Origin of the sequence: Actinopolymorpha sp. B9G3, assembly GCF_040120725.1 — a bacterium.
Classification (GTDB): domain Bacteria; phylum Actinomycetota; class Actinomycetes; order Propionibacteriales; family Actinopolymorphaceae; genus Thermasporomyces.
The window spans coordinates 319,230-338,154 of record NZ_JBEEAB010000004.1 but is presented as its reverse complement, the minus strand read 5'-3'; the positions used below and the strand labels follow the sequence as shown (position 1 = coordinate 338,154).

At 68.4% G+C, this 18,925-nt stretch carries 14 protein-coding genes and 1 pseudogene; 8 read left to right on the top strand and 7 right to left on the bottom strand.

Translation table 11 applies throughout. From position 1 onward, the window contains the following. Nucleotides 1-18: 18 nt before the first annotated feature. Together dnaG and ABNF93_RS34885 are read right to left on the bottom strand one after the other, a co-directional pair. Nucleotides 19-2,301, bottom strand: a complete 2,283-nt coding sequence (dnaG, locus tag ABNF93_RS10275) for a DNA primase (protein WP_502877573.1) — start codon at nt 2,299-2,301, stop codon at nt 19-21. A 384-nt stretch (nt 2,302-2,685) separates the two neighbouring features. Beyond that, nucleotides 2,686-2,871: pseudogene (locus ABNF93_RS34885) on the bottom strand (CHC2 zinc finger domain-containing protein); the annotation flags it as partial. Between the two features lie 221 nt (nt 2,872-3,092). On the opposite strand from ABNF93_RS34885, the gene ABNF93_RS10270 reads away from it, so the two are divergent. The 7 genes from ABNF93_RS10270 (at nt 3,093) to ABNF93_RS10240 (ending at nt 12,465) form a co-directional block, all read left to right on the top strand. Continuing rightward, nucleotides 3,093-4,856 (top strand): ABC transporter family substrate-binding protein, encoded by a 1,764-nt coding sequence (locus tag ABNF93_RS10270; RefSeq protein ID WP_349327690.1) that lies wholly within the window; start codon nt 3,093-3,095, stop codon nt 4,854-4,856. Nucleotides 4,857-5,002: 146 nt separating this feature from the next. After that, a complete protein-coding gene (locus ABNF93_RS10265; protein WP_349327689.1) occupies nt 5,003-6,511 on the top strand; it encodes an ABC transporter permease in 1,509 nt (502 codons plus the stop codon). A gap of 33 nt (nt 6,512-6,544) precedes the next feature. Then, a complete protein-coding gene (locus tag ABNF93_RS10260) occupies nt 6,545-7,546 on the top strand; it encodes an ABC transporter permease (protein WP_349327688.1) in 1,002 nt (333 codons plus the stop codon). Further along, nucleotides 7,547-8,683 carry an ABC transporter ATP-binding protein gene (locus tag ABNF93_RS10255; RefSeq protein WP_349327687.1) on the top strand — a complete coding sequence of 379 codons (1,137 nt, stop codon included), beginning with the start codon at nt 7,547-7,549 and terminating at the stop codon, nt 8,681-8,683. It begins immediately after the preceding gene. A gap of 70 nt (nt 8,684-8,753) precedes the next feature. Beyond that, on the top strand, nt 8,754-9,815 hold the full coding sequence (locus tag ABNF93_RS10250; protein ID WP_349327686.1) for an ABC transporter ATP-binding protein: 1,062 nt from the start codon (nt 8,754-8,756) through the stop codon (nt 9,813-9,815). A gap of 82 nt (nt 9,816-9,897) precedes the next feature. Beyond that, nucleotides 9,898-11,970 (top strand): beta-galactosidase trimerization domain-containing protein, encoded by a 2,073-nt coding sequence (locus tag ABNF93_RS10245; RefSeq protein ID WP_349327685.1) that lies wholly within the window; start codon nt 9,898-9,900, stop codon nt 11,968-11,970. Between the two features lie 111 nt (nt 11,971-12,081). Further along, nucleotides 12,082-12,465, top strand: coding sequence for a DoxX family protein (locus tag ABNF93_RS10240; RefSeq protein WP_349327684.1), 384 nt, complete (start codon nt 12,082-12,084; stop codon nt 12,463-12,465). A 13-nt stretch (nt 12,466-12,478) separates the two neighbouring features. Here the strand turns inward: ABNF93_RS10240 and ABNF93_RS10235 are convergent, their stop codons facing one another. Together ABNF93_RS10235 and ABNF93_RS10230 are read right to left on the bottom strand one after the other, a co-directional pair. Further along, nucleotides 12,479-13,654 carry a M20 family metallopeptidase gene (locus ABNF93_RS10235; protein WP_349327683.1) on the bottom strand — a complete coding sequence of 392 codons (1,176 nt, stop codon included), beginning with the start codon at nt 13,652-13,654 and terminating at the stop codon, nt 12,479-12,481. A 612-nt stretch (nt 13,655-14,266) separates the two neighbouring features. Then, nucleotides 14,267-14,404, bottom strand: a complete 138-nt coding sequence (locus tag ABNF93_RS10230) for a hypothetical protein (protein WP_349327682.1) — start codon at nt 14,402-14,404, stop codon at nt 14,267-14,269. Nucleotides 14,405-14,664: 260 nt separating this feature from the next. On the opposite strand from ABNF93_RS10230, the gene ABNF93_RS10225 reads away from it, so the two are divergent. Continuing rightward, nucleotides 14,665-14,976 (top strand): HNH endonuclease signature motif containing protein, encoded by a 312-nt coding sequence (locus ABNF93_RS10225; protein WP_349327681.1) that lies wholly within the window; start codon nt 14,665-14,667, stop codon nt 14,974-14,976. 121 nt (nt 14,977-15,097) lie between these two features. On the opposite strand, the gene ABNF93_RS10220 is transcribed toward ABNF93_RS10225, so the two are convergent. From ABNF93_RS10220 to ABNF93_RS10210, 3 genes are all read right to left on the bottom strand, one after another. Further along, nucleotides 15,098-16,105, bottom strand: a complete 1,008-nt coding sequence (locus ABNF93_RS10220; RefSeq protein WP_349327680.1) for a glyoxalase superfamily protein — start codon at nt 16,103-16,105, stop codon at nt 15,098-15,100. Between the two features lie 227 nt (nt 16,106-16,332). Beyond that, nucleotides 16,333-17,580 (bottom strand): NAD(P)/FAD-dependent oxidoreductase, encoded by a 1,248-nt coding sequence (locus tag ABNF93_RS10215; protein ID WP_349327679.1) that lies wholly within the window; start codon nt 17,578-17,580, stop codon nt 16,333-16,335. A gap of 10 nt (nt 17,581-17,590) precedes the next feature. Further along, nucleotides 17,591-18,886, bottom strand: coding sequence for a deoxyguanosinetriphosphate triphosphohydrolase (locus ABNF93_RS10210; RefSeq protein ID WP_349327678.1), 1,296 nt, complete (start codon nt 18,884-18,886; stop codon nt 17,591-17,593). Between the last annotated feature and the right edge of the window lie 39 nt (nt 18,887-18,925).

Here is an 18,925-nt window from a genome sequence, read left to right as displayed (position 1 = left end):
AGCCGCCGGTGACAGGCGTCAGTCGAGGCCACCGATGGCGCGGTCACGCAGGGCCCGACGGTGCTGCTCGAGCGCGACCAGTTCGCCGAAGAGCTTGTTGTAGGCCTCGGTCTGCTCGACCGGGTTCATCCGCTGCAGGCGGGACTTCACGTCGGCGATCTGCCGGGCCGCCGCCAGCTCCTGGACCCTGGCGAGCAGCGAGCTGGCGTACCGCTGGTCCGGTCCCGCCGTGGCCCTGAGGGGTTCGACGGCCAGCGCCGTCACGAGGGCACGTACGCCGTCGTCGACAGCCTTGTCACCGACCCCGGCCACCCAGGCGTCACCGCCGGCCGAGGTCCCCGCGCCGCCGGCCGCCGCCATCGCATGGCGCACGGCCACGTAGCCCGGATGGGTGAACACCTCGTCCTCGAGCGAGTCGAACGCTGGACCGGCGAGCGTCGGAGACTGCATGACCAGCTTGAGCAGCTCCCGCTCCACCGTCAGGCGCAGGTCGTCGCGGTCGGGCAGCGGTGTGGCGGGGACGTTCGGGCGCTCCGGCGGAGCCGCACCCCGGACCCGGGCGGTCCCCCGGCCCTGACCCTTCCGACCGTCGTTCTCGCCCGCACCCATCGCTCGCCCGACCTCGGCGCGGACCTCCTCGACCTCCAGCCCGAGCAGGCCGGCCAGCTCGCGGGCGTACGCACCGGCCTTGGCCTTGTCTCGGACGGACCTGAACAGCGGGGCGGTCGCCCGCAGGGCGTCGATCCGGCCGTCGGCGCGGTCGAGGTCGTAGCGGCGCAGAACGTTGCCGAGGACGAAGCGGTAGAGCGGCACCCGACGGGCGATCAGGTCGCGGACCGCGGCGTCACCGTGTGCCAGGCGCAGGTCGCACGGATCCATGCCGGACGCCTCGACCGCGACGTAGGTCTGGGACACGAACTGCTGGTCACCGTCGAAGGCCCGCATCGCCGCCCGCTGACCGGCCTCGTCGCCGTCGAAGGTGAAGATCACCTCGCCACGGAACTCGTCGTGGTCGAGGAGCAGCCGCCGCAACACCCGCCCGTGGTCCTCACCGAACGCGGTACCGCACGTCGCCACCGCGGTGGGCACGCCGGCGAGATGACAGGCCATGACGTCGGTGTAACCCTCGACGACCACGGCCTGCTGTCGCCGGGCGATCTCGCGGCGGGCCAGGTCGACGCCGTACAGCACCTGGCTCTTGTGGTAGATCGGTGTCTCCGGGGTGTTGAGGTACTTCGCCTCCACCCGGTCGTCGTCGAAGAGCCGGCGGGCCCCGAATCCGACGACGTCGCCGGCGAGCTCACGGATCGGCCAGACGAGTCGGCCGCGGAACCGGTCGTAGCGGCCACGTGCACCGGTGGCGACGAGACCGCTGGTGACGAGCTCCTCGTCGGCGAACCCGCGGCCGCGCAGGTGCGAGAGCAGCGCTCCGGGTCCGCGTGGCGCGAACCCGATCCCGAATGTCTCGGCCGCCGCCTTGTCGAACCCGCGCTCGGACAGGAACGTCCGCCCGGCGGCGGCATCAGGCGAGTCGTGCAGCTGCTCGGCGTAGTAGTCCGCGGCCGCCTTGTGCGCCTCGATGAGCCGGGCCCTGCTGCCGTGCTCCTTGCGTTCGGGCCGACCGCCGTCCTCGTACCGCAAGGTGATGCCCGCCTGCGCGGCGAGGCGCTCAACCGCCTCCACGAAGCCGAGGCCCTCGATCTTCTGCAGGAACGAGATGGCATCCCCGCCTTCGGCACAGCCGAAGCAGTTCGATGTCAAGATGTTATCGGCGAGCGCGAAGGCGTGGCCGTCCTCGACCTCGGCGCAGAAGACCTCCTCCACCCGGTCGGTCGGTTCGACGGAACGGACCACCCAGCCGCGCCGGACGTACTCCTTGTGCGTGCTCTGAAAGCGCCGCCGGTGTTCGTCAAGGAGGAAGAACTCGTCGGTGAGATCGTCGTTGACGAGGTGGACGCGATAGAGGGCGCTCGGCTCGCGTCCGGGGAACCCCTCCCGCATCTGCATCGTGATCCCGTACGTGCCGATGCCCAGGCGCGTGCAGACGGTACGCACGAACTCGAGGTTCTCCCGCTTGGCGGAGTTCACCATCACGGTGCCGTCCTTGGCCACGCACCCGTCCGCCGCGAAGTACCCTGCCAGCCAGCCGTACAGATACGGGACCGATTCGTCGAGGGACGGCAGGGACTTGAAGAACCGCGGCAGGTGATGCACGAGCAGGTTGTCGCCGTCGGCGCTCACGTAGCTGTTCGGAAACCATTTGAGGAGCTCGTGGTCCTTGGGCGGGCACAGCTTCGCCATGGCGCCCGTGCCGTTCAGAGTTCCGTCACCGTACGTGATTCCGTGCGCGATACCGAACGGCGAGGGCGTGGTCTGACGGATCCGCGACCTGGGATAGACGTACGCAAGTCGGTGCCCGGGACGAAGGTCCGTCGTCAACGCCTCGCGGGTCGACTGCAACGTCTTGCCGGATCGGACGAACCAGCGGTGCCCGTCGGTCGCGTACAGCTCCTTGACCTGCTGGTTCCGCGTCAGCGTGATCTTGAACAACCGCTGGACGCCGTACGACCGGAAGGGCGCCTCAACCCAGTCGGCGTGCCGGCCCAGCACCCGATGCACGCCACCTGCAAGCCCCCGGATGGGCCGCGGACCGTCCCATGTGAGCACCTCCGTCTCACCGGCAAGACAGTGGAACGCGCCGAGCTGGGGGCGGACGTTGAACGACGGAGACTTCTCGTCGTGGAAGGGACACAGGCCCTTCATCGACCCCGCACCCGCGGGCCGCAAGGTGACGTACTGCGACACCACCTCGTCGATCCGCGTCCGTTCGCGGACCAGCGCGATGTCGTCGTCGCGGATCCGGCCGGCCATGTTCGCGAGTCTACGGCTGGCGGACCCGCCGGCTACGCGCGGCACACGGCCGGCGGCGATGACAGCTCACCTGGGGTGCGCCGGCATCGTTTCCGTAACACTCCGCCCGCAACCACTTGCCAGCATCCATGGCCCGGTGGTCATCTTTTGCCACCCGACTGCGCCGGGCACATCGCGGCGGCATCGGATGCCTCTACCGAACAATCACAGGGAGCTATGCCGTGCGGACTAATCGGAGACGCAGCCGACTTCTGGGGCTGGGTGCAGGGGTCGCGCTCTTCCTCGCTGCCTGCGGCGGGGGTGGTGGCGGAGGGGATGACACCGGTGGCGACGAGGGCGCGGGCCCGAAGGCGCCGGCCGCGGTCACCATCACCCACACCTTCGAACAGGAAATCGACGCTTACAACGGCAACACCGCTGAGAACAACGCCAGCAAGAACAACATCGTGCTGCAGCGCGTGCTCACCGGCTTCTGGTACTTCGACGACAAGGGCGAGGTCGCTCCCAACACCGAGTTCGGCACGTACGAGAAGACCTCCGACGACCCGTTGACGATCGAGTACTCCATCAACCCGAAGGCCACCTGGTCAGACGGCACGCCGATCGACTGCGACGACGTCCTGCTGTTCTGGGCCGCGAACTCCGGCAAGGTCGGCAAGGACCTGTTCTCGACCTCCGGCACGACCGGCGTCGAGCTCATCGAGGTCCCCGACTGCGCCGCCGGGGACAAGGACTTCACGTTCCGCTATTCCGAGCCGTTCGCCGACTGGGAGGGTCAGGGTGGACCCGGCGCCGCCGACCTCATGCCGGCCCACGTGGTCGCGAAGCAGGGTGGGCTCAGCGAGCAGGAGTTCATCGACGCGGTCAAGAGCCAGGACGACAAAGCCCTCGCCAAGGCGGCCGAGTTCTACAACTCCGGTTGGGTCATGGAGCCGGGCAAGTTGGCCGAGGAGTCGCTGATCCCGTCGTCTGGTCCGTACAAGCTCAGCAAGTGGGACGCCGGTCAGTCGATCACGTTGACCGCCAACGACAAGTACTGGGGCGACCCGCCGGCGGTGAAGAACGTCGTGATCCGCTTCATCGTGCAGGACGAGCAGGTGCAGGCTCTGCAGAACGGTGAGGTCAACATCATCGAGCCGCAGACCAACCCCGACCTGCTGAACCAGCTCGAGTCGGCTCAGGGCGTCAAGGTCGAGACAGGTACGCAGTACCTCTATGACCACCTCGACTTCAACTTCAACAAGAACAACCCCTTCTCGGACCGGAAGCTGCGCGAGGCGTTCACGAAGTGCGTACCCCGCAAGCTGATCGTCGACAACCTGATCAAGCCGGAGCAGGCCGACGCGGAGCCGATGGACGTCCGCAACGTCGCGCCGTTCGATGCCCGCTACGAAGGGGTCGTCGAGGCCGCGCAGATGGACGCGTACGCCGAGCCTGACATCGAGGGCGCGAAGGCACTGCTCGCCGAGACGGGCAACGAAGGCATGGAGGTCAAGGTCGGATACAACACGCCGAACCCGCGCCGCACCCAGGTCGTCGAGCTGATCGCGGACTCCTGCGGCAAGGCTGGCTTCAAGGTGGTCGACGCTGGTGCGGAGAACTTCTTCGAGGCAGACGGTGACCTCGCGACGAACCGGTTCGACGTCGCACTGTTCGGTTGGGCCGGGTCGTCGCTGGTGAGCGGTTGGGCGTCGACCTTCACCACGCCGACCGCCTGCACGCCGTCCGGCAAGGGCAACAACAACGGCTGCTACTCCAACCCGGAAGTGGACAAGCTGATCAAGGAGCTCAACGCCACGCTCGACTCCGAGGAGCAGGCCAGGTTGATCGGCGAGGTCGAGCGGATCCTCTGGGAGGACCTGGTGACGATTCCGCTCTACTCGCAGCCGGCCCTGTCCGCGTGGACGGACACGCTGACGAACATCACGCCCAACCCGTCCCAGGCGTCGATCACCTGGAACATGGACGAGTGGTCCATGTCCTGACGCTGACGACACAGCCGCAGAACTCAATGTGAGACAGGCGTACGGGGACGGAGCTCCAAGCTTTCCGTCCCCGTACGTCTGAGATGCCGAAGATATGCGTGGGATGCCGAACATACGCGTGGGATGCAGAAGAGGAGCAGCAGGCCGTGACCGCCTTCATCGCCCGCCGACTGATCATCTCCTTCTTCGTTCTGCTGGCCGCGACATTCCTCGTCTACACGTTGACGGCGCTCTCCGGCGACCCGCTGGCCGATCTCCGGCAGGACCAGACCCCGCAGCGGGAAGAGAAGATCGCCGAACGCACCGAACGCATGCAGCTCGACGTCCCCATCCCGCTGCGCTACGTCGGCTGGCTCACCGCAGTGGCCCAGGGTGACTTCGGCACGGCCCGCAACGGGGTCGAGGTCGGAACCCTGCTGGGGCAGGCGGTCTCGGCGACGCTGCAGCTCGTGCTCGCGGCCACCGTGCTCGCCATCATCTGCGGTGTCATGGTCGGCATCGTCACCGCGCTCCGGCAGTACACCGGATTCGACTACACCGTGACCTTCGCGTCGTTCCTCTTCTTCTCGCTGCCGTCGTTCTGGGTCGCCGTGATGCTCAAGCAGTACGCCGCGATCGAGTTCAACAACTGGCTGCGCGATCCCACGATCCCCCTGGCCGTCATCGTCGTCCTCGCGCTCGTCGCGGGGGTGGGGTGGGCGGCGGTTCTGGGGGGTGACCTACGGCGCCGGGCGGCGGCGTTCGCGGTCGCGGCCGCCACGACCGGTGGGATTCTCGCGTACCTGTCCTTCACCCGCTGGTTCGCCGATCCCCGACTGGGCTTCGCGGTGGTCCTGGTCGTGTCTTTGGCGGCGGGCCTCGGCGCCACGACGTTGTTCGCCGGACTCCGCGCCAGGGACCCACTGGTCGCCGCACTCACCACCGCGGTCCTCGGTTCGGTCCTTTCCCTCGCACTCGATCCGGTCCTCGCCGACCCGACCTGGTTGCTGCTCATCGGACTGGCGCTCGTGACGGTCGTCGTGAGTGCGGCGATCGGTTACGTCCTCGGCGGACTGCAGCGCCGGCAGGCAATGTCGGCCGCGGTGCTCACCGGGTTGTTCTCGGCCGGGCTGATCTTCTTCGACCACTTCCTGCGTGCGTTCTCGGGCTACAGCGACCTCGTGCTGGGGCGGCCGATCTCCACCATCGGTGCGCGGACCCCGAACTTCGAAGGCGACTTCTGGCAGCTGACCTGGGACGCCACGGGTCACATCGCGTTGCCGAGCATGGCGCTGGTGCTGATCTCGTTCGCGACCTACACGCGGTACACGCGCGCGAGCATGCTCGAGATCCTCAACCAGGACTACGTACGCACGGCACGGTCGAAGGGTCTCACCGAGCGCAGCGTCATCGTCCGGCACGCGTTCCGTAACTCGCTCATCCCGATCACCACCCTGATGGCGTTCGACTTCGCCGGCGTCGTCGGCGGCGCCATCATCACCGAGGAGGTCTTCGGCTGGCAGGGCATGGGGCGGCTGTTCAGCGAAGGGCTACGGGAGGTCGACCCCACTCGGGTGATGGCGTTCTTCATCGTCAGCGGCACGGCCATCGTCGTGTTCAACATGATCGCCGACATCGCCTACGCCTACCTCGACCCCCGCATCCGCTTGTCCTGACCAGGCCGTACGAATGGAGCAGAGGAGGCGCCGATGACGACAGTGACCAAGGCGGACCCGCCGACCGGGCCGGGCTCGGGCGCCGGCCCCGACGAGGCGCAGGGTATGGCCGTCGTCGCACGGACGCAGGGGCAGATGATCCGGCGCCGGTTCTTCCGGCACCGCGCGGCCCTCGCCGGAATGGTCCTGCTCGGCGCCATCCTCGTCCTCTCGTTCAGCTCCATCGGTGTCGGCCCGATCCCCGGATGGTGGGACACGCCGTACTCCGCCACCGCCCCGGTGGTCGACGGTGGCCGGCCGACGCTCAGCGTGGTCCCTCGATTCCTCGGCGGAGAAGGGTTCCGGTTCGGCGAGCATCCGCTGGGCCAGGACAACGTCGGCAAGGACTACTTCGCGCTGACGATGCGCGGCGCGCAGCAGTCGATCACCATCGCGTTCATCGTGGGTCTGGTCGCCACCGTCGTGGGCAGCACGGTGGGCGCGCTCGCCGGCTACTTCCGCGGGCGGTGGGAAACCGTCCTCATGCGCTTCACCGACGTGATGATCACCATCCCGCTGGTCGTGATCGCCGCCGTCGTCGGACGGATGGCGGGCAACTCCGGGATCATCATGCTCGGCGTGGTCCTGGGCCTGGTGGTGTGGACGCAACTGGCCCGCCTCGTGCGCGGGGAGTTCCTCTCGCTCCGCGAGAAGGAGTTCGTCGAGGCGGCACGCGCCGCCGGCACCCGCCCGCTGCGGATCATCTTCCGCCACATCATGCCCAACGCCATCGGCGTCATCGTGGTGAGCGCGACGCTCACCATCGCGAGCGCGATCCTGCTCGAGACGGCGCTGTCGTTCCTCGGCTTCGGCGTCCAGAAACCCGACGCGTCACTCGGCACGCAGATCAGTGAGTACCGCGCCGCGATGCTGACCCGCCCGTGGCTCTTCTGGTGGCCGGGAACGTTCATCATCGCCATCGCGCTGGCGGTCAACTTCATCGGCGACGGCCTGCGGGACGCGTTCGACCCCCGACAGAACCGGGTGCGTGAGTAGATGACGAGTGCCTTCGATCGCGGCAGCGAAGTACTGGATTTCGGCTCCGACGATGCGCCACAGGACCCGCACGTGGTCACCGGACTCGCCGACACGCGCCTGCCCTCACGGGAGGAGATCCTGCGGGTCGAGGACCTGACGGTGAGCTTCCCGACCGACGACGGCCTGGTCCGGGCCGTGCGGGGCGTGTCGTACGCCGTGCACGAACGCGAGGTCCTCGGCATCGTCGGCGAGTCCGGGTCGGGCAAGTCGGTGTCGTCGATGGCGGTCATGGGACTGCTGCCGAAGTCGGCACGGATCACCGGCCGCGTCCACTTCCGTGGCGAGGACGTCCTCACGATGTCCCCGCGGCGCCGGCGCGGCCTGCGTGGCCGGGCGATCGGGATGGTCTTCCAGGACCCGATGACCGCACTCAACCCGGTACGCACGATCGGCGACCAACTCGCCGAAACCGTACTCTCCCACCAGGTGATGTCCCGCAAGCAGGCGTTCGCGCGGGCCGAGGAGATGCTCGACCTCGTGGGCATCCCGCAGGCACGGACCCGGCTGCGCGCCTATCCGCACGAGTTCTCCGGCGGTATGCGGCAGCGGGTGATGATCGCGATGGCGGTGATCAACCGGCCGGACGTCATCATCGCCGACGAGCCGACCACCGCCCTCGACGTGACGGTGCAGGCCCAGATCCTCGAGAAGCTGCTCGAGGTCAAGGACGCCGTGGGCGCCGCGATCATCCTGATCACCCACGACCTCGGGGTGATCGCCGGCATGGCTCACCGGGTGCTCGTGATGTACGCAGGGCGCCCGGTCGAGATCGGCGACACCGACAGCGTGTTCTACCGGCCGAGGATGCCTTACACCGCAGGGCTTCTGGGCTCGATCCCCGCGCTGGACGGGGCGAGCGGCGAGCGGCTACGCCCGATCAAGGGCAGTCCACCCTCGCTCATCAGCCTGCCCTCGGGCTGCCCCTTCCAGCCGCGCTGTCCGCTGGCCGACGAGGTCTGTCGTACGTCGGAGCCGGAACTCACCGCGACCGACGACGACGGGCACCGGGCCGCCTGCCACCACTGGTCGACGCTGGCCGGGAGCGACGATCCGACCGCGTACTTCCGTACCGAAAGCGAGGCGTCGACCCCATGACTGTGCTACCCGCCGGCCCCCCGCGCTCCGCTCCTCGCTTCGCTGCGATGCTCACGCGGAAGGCCGGCTCATGACCGCGACTCCCGCGCACGCAGCCACGGTGGTCGGCCGCCGGGCCGAGGATCCGACACCACAACCCGGGGGCGACCACCTGCTCGAGGTCACCGACCTGGTGATGACGTTCCCAGTGCGTGGCAGCGGCTTCCTCCGCCGCGTGGTCGGGCAGGTCCACGCGGTGAGTGGGGTGTCGTTGTACGTCGACGCGGGCGAGACGCTCGGAATCGTCGGCGAGTCCGGCTGCGGCAAGTCGACGACCGGCCGGGCGATCCTGCAACTGCACGTGCCCACGTCGGGCTCGGTCCGCTTCGCCGGCAAGGAGCTGACCACCCTGCCCAGGCGGGAGATGCAGGAGGTGCGGCGCGACGTCCAGATCGTGTTCCAGGACCCGTACGCCTCCCTCAACCCGAAGCTTCCGGTCAACGACATCATCGCCGAACCGTTGAAGGTGCACCGCCGCTGGCGTGGTGGCGGCGGGCCGGCCAGGGTCGCGGAGCTGCTGGAGCTGGTCGGGCTCAACCCCGAGCACGGCAACCGCTACCCACACGAGTTCTCCGGCGGGCAGCGGCAGCGGATCGGCATCGCGCGCGCCCTGGCCCTGGAGCCGAGGCTGCTGGTGCTCGACGAGCCGGTGTCGGCGCTGGACGTCTCGGTGCAGGCGGGCGTGGTCAACCTGCTGGAGGACCTGCAGGACACGCTGGGTCTTGCGTACCTCTTCATCGCCCACGATCTCTCCGTGGTCCGGCACATCTCCGACCGGGTGGCGGTGATGTATCTCGGCAAGGTGGTCGAGACCGGAGTGCGCGACGATCTCTACACCCGGCCGGCCCACCCCTACACGCAGGCGTTGCTCTCGGCCGCGCCCACGGCTGACCCGGCGGTCGAGCGGCGCCGGGAGCGGGTCATCCTCACCGGCGACGTACCGAGCCCGATCGATCCGCCGAGCGGGTGTCGCTTCCGGACCCGCTGCTGGAAGGCGCAGGAGGTCTGCGCGAGCGAAGAGCCTGCCCTCGTCGACCGGGGCAACGGTCATCCGGTCGCCTGCCACTTCGCCGAGGTCGCCGGCGTCCTCTGAGCGCCCGCCGGTCGGTGCGGCGATGACCGATTGTGAACGTCGTGCTCCGTCCTCGCCGTCCGTGCGTAGCAGGATGGGGCCCATGTCGACGACCAGCCGCTGGTGGCATCAGCCCTTTCGTACGCATCAGACGAACCTCCGCGAGATCGACGCGGGCCTCGACGTGGAGCAGGTACTCGACCACATCCAGGACATCGGGGCCGACACGTGGCTGCTCAACACCGCGGGCATCGTGTCGTTCTATCCGTCGCGGCTGGCGTTCCAGCATCCGAGCCCATGGCTGGCCGAGCGGTCCAGCGGCGACCTGATCGGCGACGCGGTCGAGGCCGCCCACGCCCGCGGGGTCCGGGTGCTGTCCCGCGTCGACTTCTCGAAGGTGCACGCCGACCTCGCCGAGCAGCATCCCGACTGGTGCTTCGTCAGCGCGACCGGTGAACGTCAGATCTACAACGGGCTCTGGAGCACGTGCCCGAGCGCTCCGTACTACCAGGAGCGGTCGGAGGAGATTCTCGGCGAGATCCTCGACACCTATCCGGTCGACGGCTTCTTCTTCAACTGGTTCAACTTCAGCCAGCGCGACTACACCGGCCGCAACCACGGGCCGTGTCACTGCGCGCACTGTCAACGGCGCTTTGACGAACGCTACGGCCGGCCGCTGCCGACCCGTGCCGACTGGGACGATCCGGCGTACGTCAAGTGGCTGGAGTACACCCGCGAGACGCTCGGCGACCTCGCCGGCCGGGTGCGGAAACTCATCACCGGCAAGAATCCCGACGCCGCGCTGATCCTCGCCCACGATCCCGACATCGCGTTCTACGAGGCCAACAACGCCGTCGACCGGCCGCAGCCGCTGTGGATCTACGGCACCGGTGAGTTCCTGCGGACCAGTCGGACGGCGGCGCCCAACAAGCCGGTGTGGGTCAACTCGGTGATGTTCATCGACATGCCGTACCGGTTCGTTCCCGAGCAGGAGGGGCACCTCGGGCTGTACTTCGCCCAGACGATCGCGCACGGCGGCAACCCGTCGGCCTACCTGGTCGGCACTCCTGACCGGCTGCCCGCGACGAGTTTCGACATCGTCCGCGACGTCTTCTGCTTCCACCGCGACAATGCGCGCTTCTACACCGATGTCCGATCCGCCGCCGAGGTGGGCGTGGTGTCGTCGGTACGCAGTGGAGAACGCTACGGCGGGCCGTCCGGCGTCGACAAGGTGCGCGGCGAGCTCCGGGGCGTCTACCGGGCGCTGGTCGAGTCCCACGTGCCCTTCGACATCGTGCCGGATCACCTGCTCGTCATGGACGCCCTCGACTCCACCCTGCGGCGTTACAAGGCGCTGGTCCTGCCGAACGTCGCGGTGCTCTCCGACGACCAGGCCAAGGTGCTGGACCGTTACGTCGAGACCGGCGGGGGGCTGGTGGCGACGTACGACACCGGGGGCTTCGACGCCGCCGGGGCCCTCCGTCCGGGAATCGCGCTGCGGAGCCTCGGTGCCGCCACCGTCATCGACCGGAGAGAAGCTCCGGGAGCGATGCGGTCGGCCTACCTGCGGGTGACGGATCCGGGCGACCTGCCGGGAGCGACCGAGGGCGACCTGGTGCTCCTGGACCGGGCCTACCTCTATGTCGAGCCGAGGCCGGATGCGGTGTGTTCGTTCGGCCTGGTGCCGCCGTCGCGCTACGGCCCGCCGGAGAAGTGCTACTGGGACGTCGAGACCGACCATCCAGGGCTGCTCTGGCACCGTCACGGCTCCGGGCGGACGGCCTACATTCCCTGGCCGATCGGTGGGCTCTACGACGACCTCGGCCGGCCCGAGCACCGCGACATCCTGGTGCACGCACTCGATGAGGTGGGTGGCGGCCGGCAGCTTTCGACGGACGCTCCTGCCCATGTCGAGATCGTCGTGAGTACGCAGGACGACCCGCACCGAACGCTGGTCCACCTCATCAACTACTCGGGCCAGCGGGGGCGGGCGTTCGGGCCGCCACTGCCGATCCACGACATCCAGGTCGAGCTTCCCGGCGTCGCCACCGTGGCGGCTGCGACCTCGCTCCGCCGGGGAATGCCGCTCGAGACGTCCAGGACGGCTGCTGGCGCGGTCACCTTCACGCTGCCCCACCTCGACCTGTTCGATCTCGTGGTGCTCGACCACGGATAGGGCGGCTGCCCCATCGGCGGAGCGCTGTCACAGATGCCTCCACCGTCTCGTCCTCTGCCTGAGAAGACCGGGCACCCGCGCCCGGTCGCAGGTTTTGGGAGGACTCGTCGGATGAACACGGCGCTCTGGATCGCTCAGATCCTCTTGGCAGCACTGTTCCTGGTCTCCGGCATCGCGAAATCGACCATGTCGACCGAACGGCTGCTCGCCACCGGACAGACCGGAGCAGCGGCCTTTCCGTTGCCGGTCGTACGGCTGACGGCGATCTGTGAACTCATCGCCGTGGTCGGGCTGATCGTCCCGCGCCTCGTGGACATCGCGCCGTCACTCACCGGCTGGGCCGCGGTCGGCCTCGCCCTCGTCATGGTGGGCGCGATGATCTCGCACAGCAGGTTGGCGATCACGCAGGCCAACTCGGCGGAGTGGCGCAACGTCGCGGCGAACGTCGCGATCTGCGCGGTCTGCGTGTTCGTCGCGGCCGGCCGGCTCAGCTGACCTCGGTCCGGAGTCACCGCCACCAGGAGGAGCCTGGTCGGAGGAGTTCGCGCACCAGTGCGTCGTAGGTCCGAACGGAGCGGCGCACCTCCTCGAGGTCGACGTACTCATCCACGATGTGCATCGCCTCGACCGCCCCCGGACCCGTGACCACACAGGGAATCCCGGCCGCCCGGAAATGGGACATGTCGCAGCTCACGCCCAACCCGCCCACCTCCACCGCAAGGCCGGCGTCGACAAGGCCGCGTTGACAGCTCACGACGAACGGATGGCCGGTCGGCGTTTCGGACGGGCCGCCGGTGGTCGGCGCGAAGCCCACCACCTCGGCATTGACGGGTGCGTAGTCGGTGTTGAACTGCGTGAGGAGTTGCTCGATCTCCATGAGCGCGTCCTTCTCGGTCTCGCCGGGCACCAGTCGCCGATCGAAGGTGAGCCGACACCGTTCCGGCACCGAGTTGGACGCCTCGCCGCCTTCCACAAGGACCGGCGTCACCGTGGGCGCACCGACCAGCGAGTGGTCACGTCCGGAAAGGACACCCGCGTAGTCACCGATCAACTCGATCAGCGCGGCCGCGTGCACGATCGCGTTGGCGCCCTGGTCCGGCGCCCCTGCGTGCGCGGCCCGTCCGGTGATCTCCACGACCGGGCAGACCGAACCCTGGTGGGCGGTGAACAGCCGGCCCCCTGTCGGTTCGCCGACGATCGCACCGTCCGCGTGGTGCTTTTCCAGCAGCCGTCGTACCCCCGTACTTCCGGCTTCCTCGTCGATGACGGCGGTGTAGACGAGCGTCCCGGAGAGTTGCCCCGCTTCGCCGGGTTCGCGCAGGCAGAGAGCGGCGACTGCCATCGCGGCCACGCTGGCTTTGGCGTCGGCCGTGCCGCGCCCGTAGAGCCGGCCGTCCTTCCGTACCGGGGCGAACGGCGACATCGACCATCCCGGTCCGGCTGGGACCACGTCGAGATGGGAGTTCAACATCAGCGTGGGCGTCGCCGAGCCGAACTCCAACCGCGCAACAAGATTGGCGCGTCCCGGTTCGATCTCCTCGACCTCGACGTCGAATCCGTTGCGGCCCATGATCTCGGCCAGCAGCGCAGCGGCCTTGCCCTCGTTGCCCACCGGGTGTGCGGTGTCGATGGAGACGAGATCGGTCAGCAGGCGTACGACATCAGGGATGGTCTCGGCACTCATGTCGTTCTCACGAGGTCTCCGCCAATCCGGTCCTGACAGCCGCCCCCGTGATCTCCGCGGGCAACCGCCCGCATTGTCCAATGCGTACCCAGAGCTTCGGCTCGGCGAGCGCCGTTGCCCGCCGAGTTGGTCAACCGTGCCACAGATCCGTACGGAGCTGAAGCCCGGTCGCCTTGTTTCGTAGGGTTATCCGCAGCTGGCAGAGAACACACCGGACTGTGCGCTGTCGGCAAACCTCACCCGCTATGCGACACAATTCCTTTTGCGTGTGGTTATGGGCCCGACCTGATGAGGACGGGCCTGAGCAGTGTCGACCGCGACCACAGGCGAGTACCGCGCCGGAAGTATGCCGATCAGCCAACAAAACTGCCAGTTCCCGATTCAGGCCTGGAGGCAATAGTCGAGGCTGACCGCCTGCTGCGGGTCTCTGACCTGGTTCGGCTCGCTGCCGACCGGCGGATCGCGGTGGTCGACCGGCTCGGCGAAGCCAAGGCTGCGGGGTTCTCCGGCACGTCCGCATGGTTGCGCACCGGTGGCCGGATGAACGGCTCCGCAGCCGCGACCCACCGGCGGAACGGGCGCGAGTTCGGGCGGCTCTCCGCCACCGTCGACTCACTCGCTGCCGGGACGATCTCCTATTCGATGGCGACCGCGATCATCGCCGCCACTGAGGTCCTCACCGACGCCGTCACCGCCGAACTCCTCGTCCTCGTCAACGCCGAAACCCTCACCGACGACAGCGATGAGCACCAGGACAGCGGGTCAGGCGACACCGGTCAGGCGACACCGACACAGCAGACAAACCCGGCACAGGTGAAACTGACAGCGACAACGGACCCGTCGCCAGCGCCAGCGAAGCGGGCCGAGGCTACGGCTGGACCGGCAACGGTTGTCCCACCTGCGGACGCCGCACCAACCGCGAGGTACCCGGACTACTCCTGTCGACCGGCCACCCACTCCCGGCACCGCATATCCGCCGGCTGGCGAGCACCTCAAAACTCACCCGCATCGTGCTCAACGCACCCAGCCGGGTCCTCGACCTCGGCTCCACCGTCCGCCTCGTCCCACCCTGGATGCGCAAGGCCGTCCTCGCCACCTACGACACCTGCGCCTACGACACCTGCCCCATCCCCGCCACGTGGTGCGAAATGGACCACGCTCACCCCTGGGCGATCCACCACAGCACCAAACTCGACGACATCGCACCTGCCTGCGACCATCACAACCGCGACCGCGCCAAAAACCCCCACAGCTACAGGGCCCAACGCCGATCTGACGGCCGCTGGCACATCACGTCAGTCACCCAGCGATACCGCAGCTAGAAGTTGTCGAACGGAACGAACACCTCCCGCAGTGAGAAAGATCGCCCGGTGCCGCACGTGAAGCCGGCGCTCCCTAACGACCTCGGCGGCCCGCCACACCGGCCACCGAGGTGGCCGGCGCTCACGCGGGTTGATCGGCGAACCGGATGTACTTGCGCAGGATGATCGGCCACTCGGCGAACTTGTTCCGCCAGGCGGCGTTGCCCGGCACCCAGCCGCCATGCTCAAAGTCGACGACCGTGCCGTCGGCATCGTCAGTGAACGTGACGGTCAGCCGGCTGGGGTAGTCCGGATCCTGCGCCAGCCAGAAGTCCTGGGCGTAGACCCGCGGCGGATCCCACGCCGCAACCCGACCCCAGGATTGATCGGGATACCTGTCGAAGGTGAACACCACGGCACCACCGACCCGCGGCTCTAGCCGCACACCCGTGTACGCCTCGGGATGGGCGTTGTAACCCGGGCCCCACCACTCGCCCATCCGAAGGGTGAAGATCTCGAACGCAACCGGTGGCGAACAGGAGACGCGCAGCCGATGGCGCCAGGGTGCGGCGACGGTGTCGACCCGGGCCGGTTGGTCGACCGGCTGGTGGAAGACGAGCCGATTGTGGAACGGGTCGATGACTGCCAGCGTGAGACCCCGCTCTTCGGACTCGATCGCCGGGTTCAGCGGGTAGTCCTTGCTCTGCAGCTCGTCGTGCAGGGCCCGGACGTCCAGGGTCGTGAGGAGCACGCCGATGCCGGGACTCCCGTCGCCGTGGTGCTCACTCAGATGAAGCCGGACGTCACCGCGGGAGACCTGGGCGTACATCGGCCGGTGATCCTCGAAGCGATGTTCCCAGTCCCTCCCGAAGCCGAGGTAATCGCAGTAGAACGCGTACGCCTGATCAACGTCGAAAATGCGGATGATCGGCACCGCATCGACGGGATCGCCCGGCTTCGGCTTACGCCGGTCGGTCCGGGCGGCATCGGGCAGCGACCCGACGAGCGTGTTCCAGTCCCGGGCTCCGAGCTGCCGGGCGGTGAGTTCCAGGGCTGCGCTGTGACTGATCGTCGTGCCGTCGGCGGCAAGCGCGGTGCGCAGCCGCCTCGCCATCGCTTTGACATCGTCGGCAGCAAGGAGGTTGATCATCTCGAGTCCTCTCGCGGTACGCGATCAGGCGCCTGCGTTGCTGGTCGTCCGCAGAAGAGTTCGAGTGATCAGCGGTCCCATGCACGATGACGGGCATTCACCAAACCTCGGGATCGAGGCGCAGGCGGCCGGCTGCCCTGGCCAGTTGGCAGTCTAATCCCGCAGCCTGCGAAAACCGTGGTCGCCCGGCGACCTGTCCAGTGGACAGGTCAGTTCAGCTGGTCAGTTCAGCTGGTCAGGTCGCCGAGGGGAACTTGCGGATCGGCCAGGCGGGCGCGGTCGACAACGCTGCCCGAGCGGATGAGGGCCTGGATGTCGTCCTGCACGTCCCAGACGTTGACGTTCATCCCGGCCACGACCCGGCCACCCCGCAGCCAGAAGGCGACGAACTCCCGCGCCCTCGCGTCCCCGCGTACGACCACCTCGTCATAGCCATCAGGCCCGACGTCGCCGGCGTACTCCATCCCGAGGTCGTACTGGTCGGAGAAGAAGAACGGGATCGCGTCGTACACAGCGTCCGAGCCCAGCATGGACCTGGCGGCAGCGGGACCGCCGTCGTGCGCGTTGGCCCAGTGCTCTACCCGCAGCGTGCGTCCGAAGACCGGTGACTGCCACCGGACGACGTCACCGGCCGCGAAGATGTCGGGATCGGATGTCTGCAGCCGCGCATCGGTGACCACACCGTGGGCGACGTCGAGACCAGCGGACTCCGCCAGCTCGGTGTTGGGGGTGACGCCGACACCGACGACCACGACATCGGCGGGCACCTCCTCACCGTCGCCGGTGACGACAGCCGTCACCGTCGCGCCGCCAGGACCGTCACCGCGAAACGCGGTCACACTCTGGCCAAGGCGGAGGTCGACGCCGTTCTCACGATGCAGGTCGGCGAACACCTCACCCATCTCACGCCCCAGTGCCGCGAAGAGCGGAGTCGGCTGCGGCTCGATCACGGTCACGGCGGCACCCGCGGCATGGGCGGCAGCTGCCGTCTCGAGGCCGATCCAGCCGGCACCCACCACGACGACCCGGCGGTCGGCCGCGAACGCCGCACGCAACCGGTTCGAGTCAGCGAGGGTCCGCAGGTACAGGACACCGTCGAGGTCGCCGCCTGGAATCTTCGGCCGGCGTACGGAGGAACCGGTCGCCAGCAGCAGCTTGTCGTAGGACAACCTGGACCCGTCGGAAAGCTCCACCTCGTGCGCGTCCCGGTCGATCAGCAGCGCGCGGGCACCGAGCCGCAGCTCGATCCGCTGCTCGTCGTACCACCCCTGCTCGTGGAGATACACCGCGGACGGTTCGTCGTTGCCGAGCAGCACACCCTTGGACAGCGGCGGTCGTTCGTAGGGAAGTTCCGCCTCCTCGCCGACCAGCACGATCCGGCCGTCGAAACCTTCCGAACGCAGGGCCTCGGCGGCTCTCGCCCCGGCCACGCTGGCGCCGACGATGACGAACGTCTGAGAGGTGTTGTCTGCCATGCAGCCGAACCTACCGCGTCAGCTCGGCATGCAGTGCGACCGCGGAGGCGTCGGTGAGCGAGGCCACCTGGTCGATGATCACCCGCAGCCGGGCGGCATCGTCGGCGGCCGCGCTGAAGTCGTCCTGGAACGCGTGGTCGAGCCCGCGGGGCGCCTGCAGTCGGAGCGCCGCCACCAGTCCATGGACGATGTCGCGTTGTTCGGACAGGAGCGCCATCCGCTCACCTGAACGCATCACGTAGCGGGCCGCGATCCCTTTGAGGACGGCGATCTCGACCCTGGTCTCGTGCGGTACGACGAGGGAGGCGTGGTAGCGGGTCAGCGGCCCCGTGCCGAAGGCGGCATGGGTGGCGCGTTCGGCGGCGACGCAGAACCGGCCGATCAGCTGGCTGGTCATGTCCTTGAGGACCGCGAGGGAGCGGCGCCGGCCGTCGTAGTCCCCATCCGGCCAATAGCCGAACCGCCGGAGTCGGCCATAGGCGGCGTCCAGTTCGGCGTCGTCGCAGCCGGGGAGGTACCAGTCGCGGACGACGTTCCAGACGGTGCCGCGCTCGGCCGCGTCGGTGAGACGCGTCAGCGAGATTCGGCCGGAGACCACGCCGTCCTCGACGTCGTGGACGGAGTAGGCCACGTCATCGGCGAAGTCCATGACCTGCGCCTCCAGGCATCGTTGCTCGCCGGCGACCCCCTTCCGCAACCAGCTGAACACCTCGAGATCATCGGCGTACACGCCCCACTTGCCGCTGATCTCCGCCGGCCCCTCGCCGCGTGCCCAGGGGTACTTCGTGGCCGCGTCGAGCGTGGCTCTGGTCAGGTTGAGGCCGGCACTCCTCCCGGATCCGGCCCCTGCCTCGCCCGGTCCCCCAGCGAAACTCTTGGCCTCCAACCGGGTGAGCAGGCGAAGCGTCTGGGCGTTTCCCTCGAATCCGCCGATCTGGCTCGCCACCTCGTCGAGGGCGGCCTCGCCGTTGTGGCCGAACGGTGGATGTCCGAGGTCGTGGGCGAGGCTTGCCGTGTCAACGACGTCAGGGTCGCAGCCCAGTGCCTGCCCCAGCTCGCGCCCGACCTGGGCGACCTCGAGCGTGTGCGTGAGCCGGGTGCGTACGAAGTCATCCGTTCCGGGCCCGATGACCTGCGTCTTCGCGGCGAGACGGCGCAGCGCAGCGGAGTGCAGGACCCGGGCTCGGTCGCGGGCGAACGGGGTACGTCCGGCGCTCTTGGGCGGCTCGACGACCCAGCGCTCGATGTCGGCCGGGCCGTAGCCGAGGCTGCTTTCGGCGGTCGAACGTGCAGGTGGGGAAGGCATCGCCGCCGACCTTAGATGACGAGCTCGAAGGGAAGTCGC